General features: G+C 50.7%; 11 protein-coding genes and 1 pseudogene. 4 read left to right on the forward strand and 8 right to left on the reverse strand.

Annotated features, from left to right (window positions below):
* Positions 1-22: 22 nt before the first annotated feature.
* The 7 genes and pseudogenes from A9587_RS04055 to iaaA form a co-directional block, all read right to left on the reverse strand.
* Positions 23-1351, reverse strand: a complete 1329-nt coding sequence (locus tag A9587_RS04055; RefSeq protein WP_001516061.1) for a GGDEF domain-containing protein — start codon at positions 1349-1351, stop codon at positions 23-25.
* A gap of 7 nt (positions 1352-1358) precedes the next feature.
* Positions 1359-3706, reverse strand: a pseudogene (locus tag A9587_RS04060) (sensor domain-containing phosphodiesterase).
* Between the two features lie 177 nt (positions 3707-3883).
* Positions 3884-4795, reverse strand: coding sequence for a glutathione ABC transporter permease GsiD (gene gsiD, locus A9587_RS04065; protein WP_016248520.1), 912 nt, complete (start codon positions 4793-4795; stop codon positions 3884-3886).
* A gap of 2 nt (positions 4796-4797) precedes the next feature.
* Positions 4798-5718 carry a glutathione ABC transporter permease GsiC gene (gene gsiC / locus A9587_RS04070; RefSeq protein ID WP_105224614.1) on the reverse strand — a complete coding sequence of 307 codons (921 nt, stop codon included), beginning with the start codon at positions 5716-5718 and terminating at the stop codon, positions 4798-4800.
* 17 nt (positions 5719-5735) lie between these two features.
* Positions 5736-7274: a glutathione ABC transporter substrate-binding protein GsiB gene (gene gsiB / locus A9587_RS04075; RefSeq protein WP_105263399.1), complete on the reverse strand. Its 1539-nt coding sequence runs from the start codon at positions 7272-7274 to the stop codon at positions 5736-5738.
* Positions 7275-7293: 19 nt separating this feature from the next.
* Positions 7294-9165, reverse strand: a complete 1872-nt coding sequence (gene gsiA, locus A9587_RS04080; RefSeq protein WP_010379674.1) for a glutathione ABC transporter ATP-binding protein GsiA — start codon at positions 9163-9165, stop codon at positions 7294-7296.
* Positions 9152-10117, reverse strand: a complete 966-nt coding sequence (gene iaaA / locus A9587_RS04085; protein WP_000513756.1) for a beta-aspartyl-peptidase — start codon at positions 10115-10117, stop codon at positions 9152-9154. The genes gsiA and iaaA overlap by 14 nt, the downstream gene beginning before the upstream one ends.
* A gap of 204 nt (positions 10118-10321) precedes the next feature.
* Here iaaA and moeA point away from each other — a divergent pair, with 204 nt between their 5' ends.
* The gene (gene moeA / locus A9587_RS04090) at positions 10322-11557 is read left to right on the forward strand and encodes a molybdopterin molybdotransferase MoeA (protein WP_105263400.1); all 1236 of its coding nucleotides are present in this window, start codon (positions 10322-10324) and stop codon (positions 11555-11557) included.
* Positions 11557-12306, forward strand: coding sequence for a molybdopterin-synthase adenylyltransferase MoeB (gene moeB, locus A9587_RS04095; protein WP_105263401.1), 750 nt, complete (start codon positions 11557-11559; stop codon positions 12304-12306). Before moeA ends, moeB begins: the two co-directional genes overlap by 1 nt.
* Before the next feature lie 87 nt (positions 12307-12393).
* On the opposite strand, the gene fsa is transcribed toward moeB, so the two are convergent.
* On the reverse strand, positions 12394-13056 hold the full coding sequence (fsa, locus tag A9587_RS04100) for a fructose-6-phosphate aldolase (protein WP_105224615.1): 663 nt from the start codon (positions 13054-13056) through the stop codon (positions 12394-12396).
* 128 nt (positions 13057-13184) lie between these two features.
* On the opposite strand from fsa, the gene A9587_RS04105 reads away from it, so the two are divergent.
* A complete protein-coding gene (locus A9587_RS04105; RefSeq protein ID WP_001516054.1) occupies positions 13185-14084 on the forward strand; it encodes a glycyl-radical enzyme activating protein in 900 nt (299 codons plus the stop codon).
* 5 nt (positions 14085-14089) lie between these two features.
* Complete coding sequence (locus tag A9587_RS04110) at positions 14090-16522, forward strand: glycyl radical protein (protein ID WP_000209339.1); 2433 nt, start codon at positions 14090-14092, stop codon at positions 16520-16522.
* Positions 16523-16582: the final 60 nt, after the last annotated feature.

Raw genomic sequence — 16582 nt, forward strand, 5'->3', positions numbered from 1 at the left:
CCGCCCGGCCTGCTAATAAGCATTATTGCCAGCTAATCTGCGCCCTGCCGTTTTTCTTACTTTTATACAGCCGCTCATCTGCCAGCATTTTCAGCCGTTCAACGGTAGTACATTCATTTGAATGCGCCACGCCGATACTGGTGCTTAAGTTAATGCTCCCCACCTGGAAATGGACGATTTCTTTTAGTATTGATAGCAACTCTTCCAGAGTACCACCGGTATAAATCACCGCAAATTCGTCGCCGCCAAAGCGGTAGACTTTGCCTTTATCTACCGGAATCTGTGATTTGAGAATTTTCACTACCTTCATCAACACTTCATCGCCCAGCAAATGCCCGAAGGTATCGTTAATGTTTTTGAATTTATCGACGTCAAACAGGCACAAATAGCCACCTTTTTCCGGCAGGGCTTTTAAATCTTCATCAAAAGATTTTCTGCCCATTGCTTTCGTCAGGTCATCAAGAAACGCTGAGTTATACATGCTGTAGAGTTTTTTGACATCCGCCGCCGAGAAGAAAAGCCCACCATCCAGCACGCGGTCAAAATGGTTATTAATGATAGCTTCTTTCTCAACGATGCCGCGATTAATGACTCTGCGTACCAGATACATGCAACTTATCCCCGATATCGCTGCCACTAATGCGGCAAAGAAAATAATTAAAGTACAAACCTGAAAATAGACATCCTTCTTATAAGCAAAGACATACAACCCCGTTGGTAAATAAGTGAAGTGTTCCATCGCTTCCGAAACAGTAAAGATGGCATTTTTCGCGTTATATTCATCCCCAACAACTGGCTTGCCACCTTTGAATAAAGAGAACATCAGGTTCTCGCTATCCATTGCCAGCGACTTTGAGAGTAACGAAAATCGTTCCAGCCCAAGCAAAAATATCAGACTGCGGTTGTGAGTAACCGGATAGAGATAATAGACGAAGGTTTTACCGTCAAAAGAGATAAACCCCGTATTTTTGACATGCCGATACTTAACAACCTGCATAATATCTGCACAATAATTTTTTTCATACTCCTTAACCTGAATACACTCGTCGCTGGAAATCAGATAAGGACCAACATCATACAAATAAGAAGGTGAAACCGAGTCAGCGTAAGCTGTGCGCAAGCCAACCAACAGTTGTTCTTCAGTCGGATTAAGCGTGTTAATGAGATCAATTGACACACTGCGCCGATATTCGGCAATATTTGCCACCGCAAAAGCAGTATCAATAACGGACTGTTTCAGGCCATACACCCGTTCTTTTACCATCTGGGTATAGATCCCGCAGGCAACTGCTGAAATCATGATAAAAATCAGCAGACTGACTGTAAGTACGAATTTATTGATTCTGGACATACCTAAACTACTCTTTTACTAACTTTCCACTTTTGTCCCAGGCAGAGAATGGCAACGGCTTCTGATATAGATACCCCTGGGCCTGAACACACCCTAATTTGATTAATTCACGCGCAACCTCTTCGCTCTCAACACCTTCTGCAATTACCGGGATCCGGTTATAGCGGGCCAGGTCGAAGATAATGCGTACAATTTTTCCCGCAGTGCCGAAAATATCGCCGGTAAATTGCGAGTCTACTTTTATGCTGTCAGGATTAATTTCATAAAAACGCTTCAGGTTTGACAAACCTGTACCAAAGTCATCAATCGATATCCGTACTCCTTGTTGACGCAGTTGTTCAATATTGAGATAAAAATGTTCATTAATACGTTCAATCACTGTTTCAGTGATCTCAATACAGATGCTATTCGCTTTCAGCTCATGTTCTTCCATAATAGCTGTAAAACGCGCATGAAAGTGTGGCTCGTTTAACTGCCAGGGCGAAACATTAATATGCAGTAAGAAACCTTCCTGCAGTTCCGCACGCTGGCTAAAATGTCTGAATTCCCCCATCGCCGTTTTAATAATTTGATAACCCAGTTCATTGATAAAACCGATATCTTCAGCGATAGCAATAAACTTCAGCGGCGAGATTATCCCCCGCTCTGCTGAAACCCAGCGGCACAGCGCCTCAGCTCCCAGAATGTCGCGGGTATTAATATCAACAATCGGTTGATAGACCAAAAATAGCTCGCCTTTTTCCATTGCATTACGGATATTGCGCGCAATCCAGATATTTTCTTCAATTTCTCTGAGTTTCTCATCATCACAGAAAATAAATTCAGAGAACATATGATCGCGGATACTGGAAATCGCCAGTTTTAGTTTTTCTGCGTAGCTCCAGGCATTTTCGCCTTTCAGAGGTTCACAAATGGCAGATTTATGTATACGCAGATTGCGGTAGCCAAAGCTACTGTCGAAATCGTTTATCATCGCGATCTTATGGGTAAAAATCTCTACATTTTCCCGACACAATAATAAATAGAGATCGGCATTGAATGTCACAATATCGCAACATTGCGCGTATTTCTCGGCAATTTGCTGACACAGTTTCCTGACGATTTTGTTGCGTTCCTCAACGCCAAACACCGCTTCGACGGCTTCCAGTCCGCACAGTTTGATGATCCCAACGGCCAGATACTGATTATTGTTTGACTCAATAATCGCCATATTTTTGATAAACCCGCTTTCCTGATCGTAGGAGATCAGCGAGAGCAATTTATTTGAACGCTCAACTTCTGCATCTTTCATTTCCGCGATCGAATTTTTGATGCTGATAATCTCTTTTGCATCGCCTTCACGAATTTTCAGTGCCTGCATTTGATCCGCAGAGTCGGGTAAAAATTCCAGCGTATTGACCAGCGTTGTCATTTCGGAAAATTGTCGACGGAACACACGGGTGGTCATTAAGTAAACCACCAGCAATACGATAATAATGAAAGCAAATGGTAAATAAAAGAGTTTGTCTGATGCGTTAAATAAATCCCCCGTAGGATAATAAAAATAGATATCGAACAATGGATTATTAGGAACTGCCGATTTCCTTGCGATATATTCTATATCAACAGAATCAATAATATTATAACTATCTTCGCTATTATAAATAATCAATTTTTCGCGAGCGAGTTGATTCTTGGCAATGATTTCATGACCTTGTTTCAGAAACAGGACTTCATCCGTTGCGCTGATTTGATCAAGGTATTCGTTCAGATATCGCCAATTTAAATCGACGTGAATTTTATCAACAGCCAGCAAATCACGATCTTTGCCGTTAATTCGTAGCGTAAAAGAAATACATTTTTTACCCGGGCGATCAAAGCAATTGTATGCCGGATTCCAGCTACTGTCAGAGCCATCCGAGGATACAGACCACGGACGTTGCGACGGGTTAAAATCGGAAAAAATAACGCGCCCCGCCTCATCGATAAGCGGCCCATTAACCTTTTCCTGATGATAAACAACGATTTTATCGTTCGCCCGCCGCGAAAAGAGATAATATTTATTATTATCCAGCACCAGTCCCACTGAATCTAAAAATGGCATCATTTCCATTTTCAGAATAACAGCACGTTTAATCTCCTCACTGTTTTTCAACAAATAGAGTGAGTCTTTTAACGTCAGGGCCGAACGTTCAATATCTTTAAAGAAATAGCCAACGTTTTTTGAATAAGTTCAAAGCGGCTATCGGCACGTTTTACCGCACGTTCCGATACCAACTGATAGTTAATGATGAAAAAAAGACCAATAAATGACAGCGCAGCCAATAAAAATAAAATTATCAGCCTTATCTTTATCTTTTCGTATAAACTCAGCATGTTAATACATTTAACAAAATAACTGCCAGTACGCTGTGCCGCTGCATAAATAGTTCCCCACAGCGACTTTTTAACTAAATGACCAGATTCTACAAAATCAGCAAAAAGTTACAACACTTGCTTCAGGCAATAATTTCCTGCGAGGTGATAACCCTTTCAAGCAATATTCAACCGTGATTATCCTTTAATTTTGGGGTCCAGCGCATCGCGTAAACCATCGCCCAGCAAGTTGAAAGCCAGCACGGTCAGAAAAATGGCCAGTGCCGGAAAAACCGCCACATGCGGCGCGATAACCATATCCGCTCTCGCTTCATTGAGCATCGCCCCCCACTCTGGCGTCGGCGGCTGCGCGCCAAGGCCGAGAAACGACAGGCTGGCGGCGGAAATAATCGAGGTGCCAATACGCATGGTGAAGAACACGACGATGGAAGAGACTGTCCCCGGTAAGATATGACGCAACAAAATAGTCACATCGCTGGCACCAATACTGCGTGCTGATTCAATAAAGGTTTGCTGTTTCAACACTAGTGTGTTGCCGCGCACCAATCGGGCAAACGCCGGAATGGAAAAGATAGCGACGGCGATAATCACGTTAGCAATGCCACTTCCCAACACCGCGACAACAGCGATAGCCAGCAAAATACCGGGAAACGCAAACAGCACATCGCAAATGCGCATGATCAGTCGGTCCCACCAGCCTTCATAATATCCTGCCAGCAAGCCCAGCAACGTCCCAATCGCCGCACCAATAAACACCGCAAATACGCCAGCCGCCAGCGAGATTTGCGCCCCCACCAGGACACGGCTGAAAATGTCGCGCCCCAGTGAATCGACGCCAAACCAGTGCTGCAAAGAGGGGCCGTTATTCAGGTTGTCATAGTCAAAATAATTTTCGGCGTCATAAGGAGCGATCCAGCGCGCCAAAACAGCCACTATAATCAATAAGATAACGAACAATGCGGCGCTCATCGCCATATGCTGACGACGAAAACGCCGCCAGAACTCATGCCACGGTGTACGTACCAGGTCAGGTTTTACCAGTGGCATAGCGTTTAACACCGCCTGACGTCGCCAGTTAAATAATCGCATCCTTACTTGTACCTGATAGCCGGGTTAATGGCAGCGTAAAGCACATCCACCACTAAGTTGATAAGAATAAATTCCAGCGAGAAAAGCAGAATTTCTGCCTGAATCACCGGGTAATCACGCATTTCTACCGAATCGACCAGTAAACGTCCAAGTCCGGGCCAGTTAAAGACTTTCTCCACGACAATGGAGCCGCCGAGCAAGAAGCCAAACTGTAAGCCCATCATGGTAACCACCGGGATCATCGCATTACGTAACCCATGTTTGAGGATGACCCAGGTTTCGCTCACCCCTTTCGCCCTCGCGGTACGCATATAATCTTCACTTAAGACATCGACAAATGAAGCACGGGTAAAACGCGCCATCACCGCCGCCACCGCTGCGCCAAGTGTCAGGGAGGGTAAAATGTAGTGCTGCCAACTGTCTGCACCAACAGTCGGCAGCCACCCCAACTCAACGGAGAACACCTGAATCAAAAGCATCCCCAGCGCAAATGCCGGGAAGGAAATCCCCGATACCGCGATGGTCATGCTCAATCGATCCGGCCAACGGTTACGCCAGACGGCGGCCACAATCCCCGCCGCCATACCAAATATCACCGCCCAAACCATACTGGTAATAGTCAGCCACAATGTAGGCATGAAGCGGCTGGCAATCTCATCGGCAACCGGACGACGCGACACCATCGACAGACCAAAATCCCCCTGTACGGCGTTGCTGATGTAGTGCCAGAACTGGTAATACAGCGGCTGATCCAGCCCCAGTTGCTGGCGCACCAGTTCGATAACCTGAGCATCGGCTTCGGGGCCGGCAATCAATCGCGCCGGATCGCCGGGCAGCATATGGACAAACAAAAACACCAGCACCGAGACGATAAACAGCGTCGGGATCAATCCCAGTAAGCGTTTGATAACGTAATTAAGCATTCCACTCCCTGCGTTGCTTATTGCAAATCCGCGTCTTCAAAGCTAAAGCCTGTATCTGGCATGATCCAAAAACCGGTCAGGTTTTTACTGTGTGCCGACACCAGTTTTTCTACCACCAGCGGGATCCACGGCGATTCTTGCCAGATGATATCCTGCGCCGCCTTATACAAGCGTGCCTTTTCCGCCGGATCGTTGGTTTTCAGTGCCTGAGCAAGGTCTTCATCCACCTGCTTATTGCTGTAAAACGCGGTATTAAACAGCGTCGGTGGCCAGTTCTGCGAAGCAAACAGCGGCGAAAGCGCCCAGTCAGCTTCGCCGGTCGATGCCGACCACCCCGTGTAGAACATCCGCACATTGCTCTCTTTCTGCCCTTTTCCTTCCACTTCCGCCGCCCGTTGTCCGGCATCCATCGCCGTCACCTGGGCTTTAATCCCTACCTGCGCTAACTGCTGCTGGGTAAATTGCAGCACTTTCTGCGCGGTGCTGTGGTTATGTGATGACCACAGCGTGGTACTGAAACCGTTGGGATACCCCGCCTCTTTCAGTAACTCACGTGCTTTAGCCGGATTGTAAGGCCACGGTTGATAACTTTGCGCGTAGGCAATACTCGGAGGTACAACACCGGTAGCTGGCGTTGCATATCCTGCAAATGCCACCTTAACCAGCGCCTGACGGTTGATGGCGTAATTCAGCGCCTCACGCACTTTCGGATTATCGAACGGCTTTTGCGTCACGTTCATGCTGATATAACGCTGCATAATCGACGGACTGGCTATCAGCTCGATATTTTTGTTCTTCTCCAGTAACGCGGCTTGTTCATAAGGAATAGGGAAAGCAAACTGCGCTTCACCGGTTTGCAACATTGCCGCCCGGGTATTGTTGTCCGCCACCGGACGCCAGGTAATGCTGTCCAGTTTGGGCAGACCGGGCTGCCAGTAACCCGCAAATTTCTTCACTTTCACAAAATCGGTCTGATTCCAGGTATCCAACGCATACGGCCCGGTTCCGACCGGATGAAAGCCGATCTCTTTACCATATTTTTCCAGTGCCGCAGGTGAAATCATTGCTGTCGCCGGATGAGCGAGAATATTAATAAACGCGGAAAACGGCTGTTTGAGCGTAATCTTCACCGTTGTCGGATCGACCGCTTCAGTTTTGGCAATATTTTTGTACAAGTTATAGCGTTTAAGATGATTCGCCGGATCGCTGGCTCGATCCAGATTCGCTTTTACCGCCGCAGCGTTGAAGTCAGTGCCGTCCTGGAACTTAATCCCTTCGCGCAATTTCACGGTGTAAGTGAGGCCGTCATCAGAGACGGTATAACTCTCTGCCAGCACATTTTTCAGCTTCATCTCTTTATCCAGACCGAACAGCCCCTGATAAAACGATTTCGCCACAGCCTGCGATAACGTGTCATTCGCGTCATACGGATCGAGCGTGGTGAAGTTCGACCCCACCGCCACAACCACATCTTTGGCAGCGAATGCACAAGATGCCATCAACGCTGTGGCAATGCCCAGCGCCACTAACCCACTACGGTGTACAGCTCTTGCCATTTTATTCTCCGCCTGAATGTTATCTACGCATGAATGCGTATTCTGATTGTGGTTGTGCGACGTAATGCCCCGGTCCGACGCATTGTAACGAGACGGTGGCAACCTCTTCGCCACGCAGATGAATATTGCTGGGAAGATCGTCCGACAACAGTACGCGCCGTGGTCGCAGTCGGGACGGTTCCGCCACCGGAACTGCCGCCAGTAATTTACGCGTATAAGGGTGCTGCGGATTTTCAAATATCGCGCGCCGTGGGCCAATCTCAACGATTTGCCCGAGATACATCACCGCCACGCGATGACTGATCCGCTCCACGACTGCCATATCGTGGGAGATAAATAGATACGCGATACCGAAATCACGCTGAAGATCAAGCAACAGGTTGATAATTTGCCCGCGAATAGAAACATCCAGCGCCGACACGGCTTCATCGGCAATAATCACTTTCGGATTCAGCGCCAACGCACGGGCAATGCAGATGCGCTGACGCTGACCACCAGAAAACTCATGCGGGTAACGCCATGCGTGTTCAGGTAACAGGCCAACGCGCTCCAGCAACCACGCAACGCGTGCAGCAGCTTCTTTACCTTGCAATAAACCGTGTACGCGCAGCGGTTCGATAATCGAATCACCGATGGTCTGGCGAGGATCCAGCGAGGCGTAAGGATCCTGAAAAATAAACTGGATATTGCGGCGCAACGACTGAAGTTTACCGGGCGAGAGAGTATCGATTCGCTGACCGTTAAAGATAATTTCGCCGCTCTGCGATTCGACCAGACGCAACAGCGCCCGTCCGGTAGTGGATTTACCGCTGCCAGATTCGCCCACCAGCGACAGCGTTTCACCAGGCCTGAGATCAAAACTGACTTTCTCAACGGCGTGCACTTCTCGCGTTACGCGATTCAACAACCCGCTACGCAAAGGGAAACGGGTAACCAGATTACGCACCTGTAAAACAGGTTCGCCATCCACCACCGTTTTCTGTTCGACAGGACTTTCCTGTTTAGCCGGATGTTCAAGTGATATCAGCGGAAAACGACGGGGATAATCTTGCCCTTTCATCGCGCCGAGCTGCGGAACAGCAGCCAGCAGTGCACGGGTATAGGGGTGCTGCGGCGCATGAAATATCTGTTCGACGCTGCCCGTTTCAACCGCCTCGCCCTGATACATCACCAGCACCCGATCGGCAATCTCTGCCACCACGCCCATATCGTGAGTGATAAAGATGACGCCCATCGACATCTCTTTTTGCAATACTTTGATTAATTGCAGGATCTGCGCCTGGATGGTGACATCCAGCGCGGTGGTCGGCTCATCGGCAATCAGCACCGCCGGGCGACATGACAGTGCCATTGCGATCATGACCCGCTGGCGCATCCCTCCGGAGAGTTGATGGGGATAACGTGAAAGAATGGTTTGTGCTTCCGGAATGCGAACCTGATCCAGCATCCGCTTCGCCTCCACCATCGCTTCTTCACGACTGGCGTTTTGATGCAAACGGATAGACTCAGCAATCTGCTCACCCACAGTAAATACCGGGTTTAGCGACGTCATCGGCTCCTGGAAAATCATCGCTATATCTGCGCCGCGTATATGCTGCATTTGCCCGGAGCTCTGCGTACTAAGCTCAATCACCTCATGGCTGCGCCGCCGCAACAGCATTTTATCGCACTGTACCAAACCGCCCGCCTGTTCCAGCAGACGCATCAACGCCAGTGCTGTAACTGACTTGCCGGAACCGGATTCGCCAACAATCGCCAGCGTCTCGCCGCGTTGCAGACTAAAAGAGAGGCCGCGAACCGCAGCCATTTTCTGCAGGTCTTGTATAAAGGCAATATTGAGGTTCTCAACCGCCAGCACATCACCGGCATCAAGCTCATCACTGTGTGGCAACGGTGTCCCCTTTTTCACGGTAGATACCGGTGGTTGGCGTATCGCCTGCATAGCCCCAGGCGCGATACATTCCTTCGGTGTTAAACGGTAACGCGACGTTACCTTCATGATCGATAGCGATTAAACCACCACTGCCATCAAGCGCAGGGAGTTTTTCCATCACTACCCGCTCGCAGGCTTCCGCGAGACTTAAACCGCCGTAATCCATTAACGCAGCGATGTCATATGCCGCCAGCGTACGAATGAAGACTTCGCCCGTACCGGTACAAGAAACCGCCACGCTGGCGTTATTGGCGTAGCACCCGGCACCGACAAGCGGGCTGTCACCGACCCGACCGGGTAATTTGTTAGTCATTCCCCCCGTGGACGTGGCTGCCGCCAGGTTGCCGTATTGATCCAACGCCACAGCGCCCACAGTGCCCATTTTCTGTTTTTCATCCAGCGGTGCGTCGCTATGGTCGAGGATCATTTCCCCTTCCTCACGCGCCGCCATCAGTTGTTCATAACGCAAAGGCGTGGAAAAAATCTCCGGCGAGACGCGTTCCATGTCATGAGCAAAAGCAAAATTTTCCGCTCCTTCGCCAATCATCATCACATGCGGGCTTTGCTCCATCACCAGACGGGCAGCAAGAATCGGATTGCGCAGATGACTGACGCCCGCGACCGCACCGGCTTTCAGGGTGTTACCATCCATCACACAGGCATCCAGCTCATGAGTTTCATCACGGGTGAAGACAGCACCAATACCGGCGTTAAATAGTGGGCACTCTTCCAGCAAGCGCACAGCTTCTGTTACCACATCCAGCGCACTTTCGCCCGCTTCAAGCATTTTCTGCCCGGTTTCAACAATGGCAGACAGCGCCTCAATGTAGCGTAATTCCTGTTGCAGACTCATCTGCGCGCGGCTAATTGCGCCTGCGCCACCGTGAATTGCAATGACTGCTTTGCCCATAGTTTTCGTCCATTAAAGGGTGGCTCGCCACTTTTGCTATAAATATCAGAATTTTTATGAATTACTCATTCAATTTTTGAATATAGAAAGATGTATATGGCATGTAAAGGCAGGAACCCACGCTACGCCCGAGGTGGCATACAGTCCGGGGCGTTTTTCTGACATAATAAGCAAATTCGATTTTGCCTCCGCAGGAGTGTTTTCATGGAATTTACCACCGGTTTGATGCCGCTCGACACCGCGCTTAATGAGATGCTTTCTCGCGTTACCCCTCTGACTACCCAGGAAACGCTGCCACTGGTACAGTGTTTTGGTCGCATTCTGGCAAGCGATGTCACTTCGCCGCTGGATGTCCCTGGGTTTGATAACTCCGCAATGGACGGCTACGCGGTTCGTTTAGCCGATGTTGCTTCCGGTCAACCACTGCCCGTCGCCGGTAAGTCGTTTGCGGGTCAGCCGTATCATGGCGAGTGGCCTGCTGGCACCTGTATTCGTATTATGACCGGCGCGCCGGTGCCGGAAGGCTGTGAAGCAGTGGTAATGCAGGAACAGACTGAACAAACGGACAATGGCGTACGTTTTACCGCTGAAGTAAGTCGCGGGCAAAATATTCGTCGACGCGGTGAGGATATCTCCGCGGGAGCAGTTGTTTTCCCGAGAGGTACTCGCCTGACTACTGCCGAACTGCCCGTGATTGCTTCGTTGGGGATTGCCGAAGTTCCGGTGATTCGCAAAGTGCGTGTGGCGCTATTTTCCACGGGTGATGAGTTACAGTTACCCGGTCAGCCGCTGGGTGATGGTCAAATCTACGATACCAACCGTCTCGCCGTGCACCTGATGCTGGAACAGTTAGGTTGCGAGGTAATTAACTTAGGGATTATCCGTGACGATCCGAACGCATTACGTGCGGCATTTATTGAAGCTGACAGTCAGGCGGATGTGGTGATCAGTTCCGGCGGCGTTTCGGTTGGTGAAGCGGATTACACCAAAAACATTCTCGAAGAGCTGGGCGAAATCGCATTCTGGAAACTGGCGATTAAACCAGGCAAACCGTTTGCGTTCGGCAAACTCTCTAATAGCTGGTTCTGTGGCCTGCCGGGCAACCCGGTTTCTGCGACGCTGACTTTCTATCAACTGGTACAACCGTTACTGGCAAAATTAAGCGGCAACACCGCCAGCGGCCTGCCAGCGCGTCAGCGCGTACGCACAGTATCTCGACTGAAGAAATCCCCCGGACGTCTTGATTTCCAGCGTGGCGTGCTACAACGCAACGCCAACGGCGAACTGGAAGTGTCGACCACCGGACATCAGGGTTCGCATATTTTTAGTTCTTTTAGTCTCGGTAACTGTTTTATCGTGCTGGAACGCGATCGCGGAAATGTAGAAGCGGGCGAATGGGTAGAAGTCGAGCCATTTAACGCGTTGTTCGGGGGCTTGTAATGGCGGAACTCAGCGATCAGGAGATGCTGCGCTATAACCGGCAAATCATCCTGCGTGGTTTTGATTTTGACGGTCAGGAAGCGCTGAAAGATTCTCGCGTGTTGGTCGTTGGCCTGGGCGGGCTGGGGTGTGCAGCATCGCAATATCTGGCAAGTGCGGGCATCGGCAACCTGACGTTGCTCGACTTTGACACCGTTTCGCTCTCGAATCTGCAACGTCAGACACTACACAGTGATGCCACGGTCGGGCAACCGAAGGTTGAATCCGCCCGTGAGGCACTGGCGCGAATCAATCCTCACATCGCGATTACACCGGTGAATACGCTGCTTGACGACGCTGAACTTGCTGCGTTGATTGCAAAACACAATCTGGTGCTCGACTGTACAGATAATGTCACGGTGCGTAATCAACTTAACGCGGGCTGTTTTGCCGCAAAGGTGCCGCTGGTTTCTGGCGCGGCGATTCGTATGGAAGGTCAAATCACCGTCTTTACCTGGCAGGATGGTGAACCGTGCTACCGTTGCCTGAGTCGTCTGTTTGGCGAAAACGCGTTAACCTGCGTGGAAGCAGGCGTAATGGCTCCGTTGATCGGCGTAATTGGTTCGTTGCAGGCAATGGAAGCGATCAAACTGCTGGCAGGTTATGGCAAACCTGCCAATGGGAAAATCGTGATGTACGATGCGATGACCTGTCAGTTTCGCGAAATGAAGCTGATGCGCAATCCTGGATGTGAGGTGTGCGGACAGTAATTGTCGCCTGTAGTCCTGATAAGACGCGGCAGGCGTCGGTGCACTCCGCCACGTCATAATCAATTTTTGAGGATGGTGAACGTCCTGTTAAATCGACGTCCGGCCAAACGCCCCCTGCCAGTCCTGCTCAAACTTCGCCACGGCGGCATCGACCGCCGGATAGCTAATCATCTGCTGCGCAACATCCAGCGGCAGCGTGATTGACTCACATCCTGCCAGTAAGCAGTCCAGCGCCTGACGCGGGGTTTTGAAACTCGCCGCCAGCACTTTCGCCTGTGGTGCATGCATTTTCAGCAACTGATGCAAATCGGTCACAGTCTGAATACCACTTCCGCCCTGGGCATCAATACGGTTCACGTAAGGCGCAACATATTCCGCACCCGCCAGCGCTGACAGCAGACCTTGCGCCGCACCATACACCGCCGTGCCCAACGTTGGGATCCCTTCCGTCTTTAACATCTTGATGGCTGCCAGCCCCTCGGCGGTCACCGGTACTTTAACCACGATATCCGCAATAATAGAACGCAGTTTGCGTGCATCGTTCAACATGCCTTCAGCGGTGGTAGCCATTACCTGGGCAAACAAACGCCCCTGCCCCCCCATCGCTTCGTGAAGTTCCGGAAGCACAACCTCCAGCGGCTTTTTGCCTGCAGCGATAATGCTTGGGTTAGTGGTCACACCCGCCAGCGGGAAAACACGCGCCAGCGCCTTCACTGCAGCAACGTCTGAAGTATCCAGATACAGTTCCATAGCCATCCTCAAATGTACTTTTGTATGAAATCAGACTATCACGAAAAAACCCTCTGAACAGTTGATGCACATCAATTTAACTTTCATTCGAAAGCTATTTAATGTTTGAACGAAACAGAGGGGCATCTATGATCTTCAATATTCAACGCTACTCGACCCACGACGGTCCCGGTATCCGCACCGTAGTTTTTCTTAAAGGCTGCTCATTGGGCTGCCGCTGGTGTCAGAACCCGGAAAGCCGCGCCCGCACGCAGGATCTGCTGTATGACGCACGTCTGTGCCTGGAAGGCTGCGAGCTGTGCGCTAAGGCGGCCCCGGAAGTGATTGAGCGAGCGCTGAATGGTTTACTTATCCATCGTGAAAAGTTAACGCCTGAGCATCTGAGCGCGCTGACCGACTGCTGCCCAACTCAGGCACTGACCGTATGCGGTGAAACAAAAAACGTTGAGGAGATCATGGCGACCGTCCTGCGCGACAAACCGTTTTACGATCGCAGCGGCGGCGGTTTAACGCTTTCTGGCGGGGAGCCGTTTATGCAGCCGGAAATGGCGGCGGCGTTACTGCAAGCCAGCCACGAAGCCGGTATTCATACCGCAGTGGAAACCTGTCTGCATGTGCCGTGGAAATATATCGCGCCTTCCCTGCCTTATATCGATCTGTTTCTTGCCGATTTAAAACACGTTGCCGACGCACCGTTTAAACAATGGACCGACGGTAACGCCGCCAGAGTGTTGGATAACCTGAAAAAACTTGCGGCGGCAGGGAAAAAAATCATCATCCGCGTACCGCTGATTCAGGGCTTTAATGCCGATGAAACCGCAGTGAAAGCCATTACCGATTTTGCCGCCGATGAACTACAGGTTGGTGAAATTCATTTCCTGCCCTACCACACGCTGGGCATCAACAAATATCACTTACTTAATCTGCCCTATGACGCCCCGGAAAAACCGCTTGATGCGCCAGAACTGCTCGACTTTGCCCAGCAGTATGCCTGCCAGAAAGGGTTAACCGCGACCTTACGAGGATAACAATCATGACAACACTGAAACTGGATACGCTCAGCGACCGCATTAAAGCGCACAAAAATGCGCTGGTACATATTGTGAAACCACCGGTTTGTACCGAGCGCGCACAGCACTATACCGAGATGTATCAACAACATCTCGATAAGCCAATCCCGGTTCGTCGCGCGCTGGCGCTGGCGCATCACCTGGCTAATCGCACCATCTGGATCAAACACGATGAGTTGATCATCGGCAACCAGGCAAGCGAAGTCCGCGCCGCGCCGATCTTCCCGGAATATACCGTGTCGTGGATCGAAAAAGAGATTGATGATCTGGCGGATCGTCCCGGCGCTGGTTTTGCGGTGAGCGAAGAGAACAAACGTGTTCTACATGAAGTCTGCCCGTGGTGGCGCGGTCAAACCGTACAGGATCGCTGCTATGGCATGTTTACCGATGAGCAAAAAGGCCTGCTGGCAACCGGCATCATTAAAGCGGAAGGCAATATGACCTCCGGCGATGCGCACCTGGCGGTCAATTTCCCGCTGCTGCTGGAAAAAGGGCTTGATGGTCTGCGCGAAAAAGTGGCGGAGCGCCGCTCGCGTATTAACCTGACGGTACTGGAAGATTTGCACGGCGAGCAATTCCTGAAAGCCATTGATATCGTGCTGGTGGCAGTCAGTGAACACATTGAACGTTTCGCCGCCCTGGCGCGTGAAATGGCAGCCACCGAAACCCGCGAAAGCCGTCGCGATGAACTGCTGGCAATGGCCGAAAACTGCGATCTCATCGCCCACCAGCCACCGCAGACTTTCTGGCAAGCGCTGCAATTATGCTATTTCATCCAGTTGATTTTGCAGATCGAATCCAACGGTCACTCGGTATCGTTTGGTCGTATGGATCAGTATCTCTATCCGTACTATCGTCGCGACGTTGAACTCAACCAGACGCTGGATCGTGAACACGCCATTGAGATGCTGCATAGCTGCTGGCTGAAGTTGCTGGAAGTGAACAAAATCCGCTCCGGTTCGCACTCCAAAGCCTCTGCCGGTAGCCCGCTGTATCAGAACGTCACCATCGGTGGGCAAAACCTGGTTGATGGTCAGCCGATGGATGCAGTGAATCCGCTCTCCTACGCAATCCTCGAATCCTGTGGTCGCCTGCGTTCAACTCAGCCTAACCTCAGCGTGCGTTACCACGCGGGAATGAGTAACGATTTCCTCGATGCCTGCGTGCAAGTGATCCGCTGTGGCTTCGGGATGCCGGCATTTAACAACGATGAAATCGTGATCCCGGAATTTATTAAACTCGGTATTGAACCGAAGGACGCTTACGATTACGCGGCAATTGGCTGTATCGAAACTGCCGTCGGCGGCAAATGGGGCTATCGCTGCACCGGCATGAGCTTTATCAACTTCGCCCGCGTAATGCTGGCGGCGCTGGAAGGTGGTCGTGATGCCACCAGCGGCAAAGTGTTCCTGCCACAAGAAAAAGCGTTGTCAGCGGGTAACTTCAACAACTTCGATGAAGTCATGGACGCGTGGGATACACAAATCCGTTACTACACGCGCAAATCGATCGAAATCGAATATGTCGTCGACACCATGCTGGAAGAGAACGTACACGATATTCTCTGCTCGGCGCTGGTAGATGACTGCATTGAGCGAGCGAAAAGTATTAAGCAAGGCGGCGCGAAATATGACTGGGTTTCTGGCTTACAGGTCGGTATTGCCAACCTGGGTAACAGCCTGGCCGCTGTGAAAAAACTGGTGTTTGAACAAGGCGCGATTGGTCAGCAACAGCTTGCTGCCGCGCTGGCGGATGACTTTGAAGGGCTGACTCACGAGCAACTGCGTCAGCGTCTGATTAATGGCGCGCCGAAGTACGGCAACGACGATGATACCGTCGATACACTGCTGGCTCGCGCTTATCAGACCTATATCGATGAACTGAAGCAGTACCATAATCCGCGCTACGGTCGTGGCCCGGTTGGCGGTAACTATTACGCAGGTACGTCGTCTATCTCCGCGAACGTACCGTTTGGTGCACAGACGATGGCGACACCGGATGGGCGTAAAGCACATACGCCTCTGGCGGAAGGTGCAAGCCCGGCCTCCGGCACCGACCACCTCGGCCCAACGGCGGTGATTGGTTCGGTAGGTAAACTGCCTACGGCGTCGATTCTTGGTGGTGTACTGCTCAACCAGAAACTGAATCCGGCGACACTGGAGAATGAGTCCGACAAGCAGAAGCTGATGGTTCTGCTGCGTACCTTCTTCGAAGTGCATAAAGGCTGGCATATTCAGTACAACATCGTTTCCCGCGAAACACTGCTGGAAGCAAAAAAACATCCTGATCAGTATCGCGATCTGGTGGTACGTGTAGCAGGCTATTCCGCCTTCTTCACCGCGCTCTCTCCTGACGCTCAGGACGATATCATCGCCCGTACCGAACATATGCTGTAGTCCTCTCCGCCCGGTAGCCGTCGTTACCGGGCTAAATCATTCACATAATCAATTCCCCCT

This window comes from Escherichia sp. MOD1-EC6162 (assembly GCF_002965125.1).
GTDB classification, from domain to species: Bacteria; Pseudomonadota; Gammaproteobacteria; order Enterobacterales; family Enterobacteriaceae; genus Escherichia; species Escherichia marmotae.

Bases quoted from the DNA above. Each gene is read 5' to 3' on its own strand.
- A9587_RS04055 (WP_001516061.1), bottom strand. From the start codon at position 1,351: ATGTCCAGAATCAATAAATTCGTACTTACAGTCAGTCTGCTGATTTTT.
- A9587_RS04110 (WP_000209339.1), top strand. From the start codon at position 14,090: ATGACAACACTGAAACTGGATACGCTCAGCGACCGCATTAAAGCGCAC.
- moeA (WP_105263400.1), top strand. From the start codon at position 10,322: ATGGAATTTACCACCGGTTTGATGCCGCTCGACACCGCGCTTAATGAG.
- A9587_RS04105 (WP_001516054.1), top strand. From the start codon at position 13,185: ATGATCTTCAATATTCAACGCTACTCGACCCACGACGGTCCCGGTATC.
- gsiB (WP_105263399.1), bottom strand. From the start codon at position 7,274: ATGGCAAGAGCTGTACACCGTAGTGGGTTAGTGGCGCTGGGCATTGCC.
- gsiD (WP_016248520.1), bottom strand. From the start codon at position 4,795: ATGCGATTATTTAACTGGCGACGTCAGGCGGTGTTAAACGCTATGCCA.
- gsiC (WP_105224614.1), bottom strand. From the start codon at position 5,718: ATGCTTAATTACGTTATCAAACGCTTACTGGGATTGATCCCGACGCTG.
- iaaA (WP_000513756.1), bottom strand. From the start codon at position 10,117: ATGGGCAAAGCAGTCATTGCAATTCACGGTGGCGCAGGCGCAATTAGC.
- moeB (WP_105263401.1), top strand. From the start codon at position 11,557: ATGGCGGAACTCAGCGATCAGGAGATGCTGCGCTATAACCGGCAAATC.
- fsa (WP_105224615.1), bottom strand. From the start codon at position 13,056: ATGGAACTGTATCTGGATACTTCAGACGTTGCTGCAGTGAAGGCGCTG.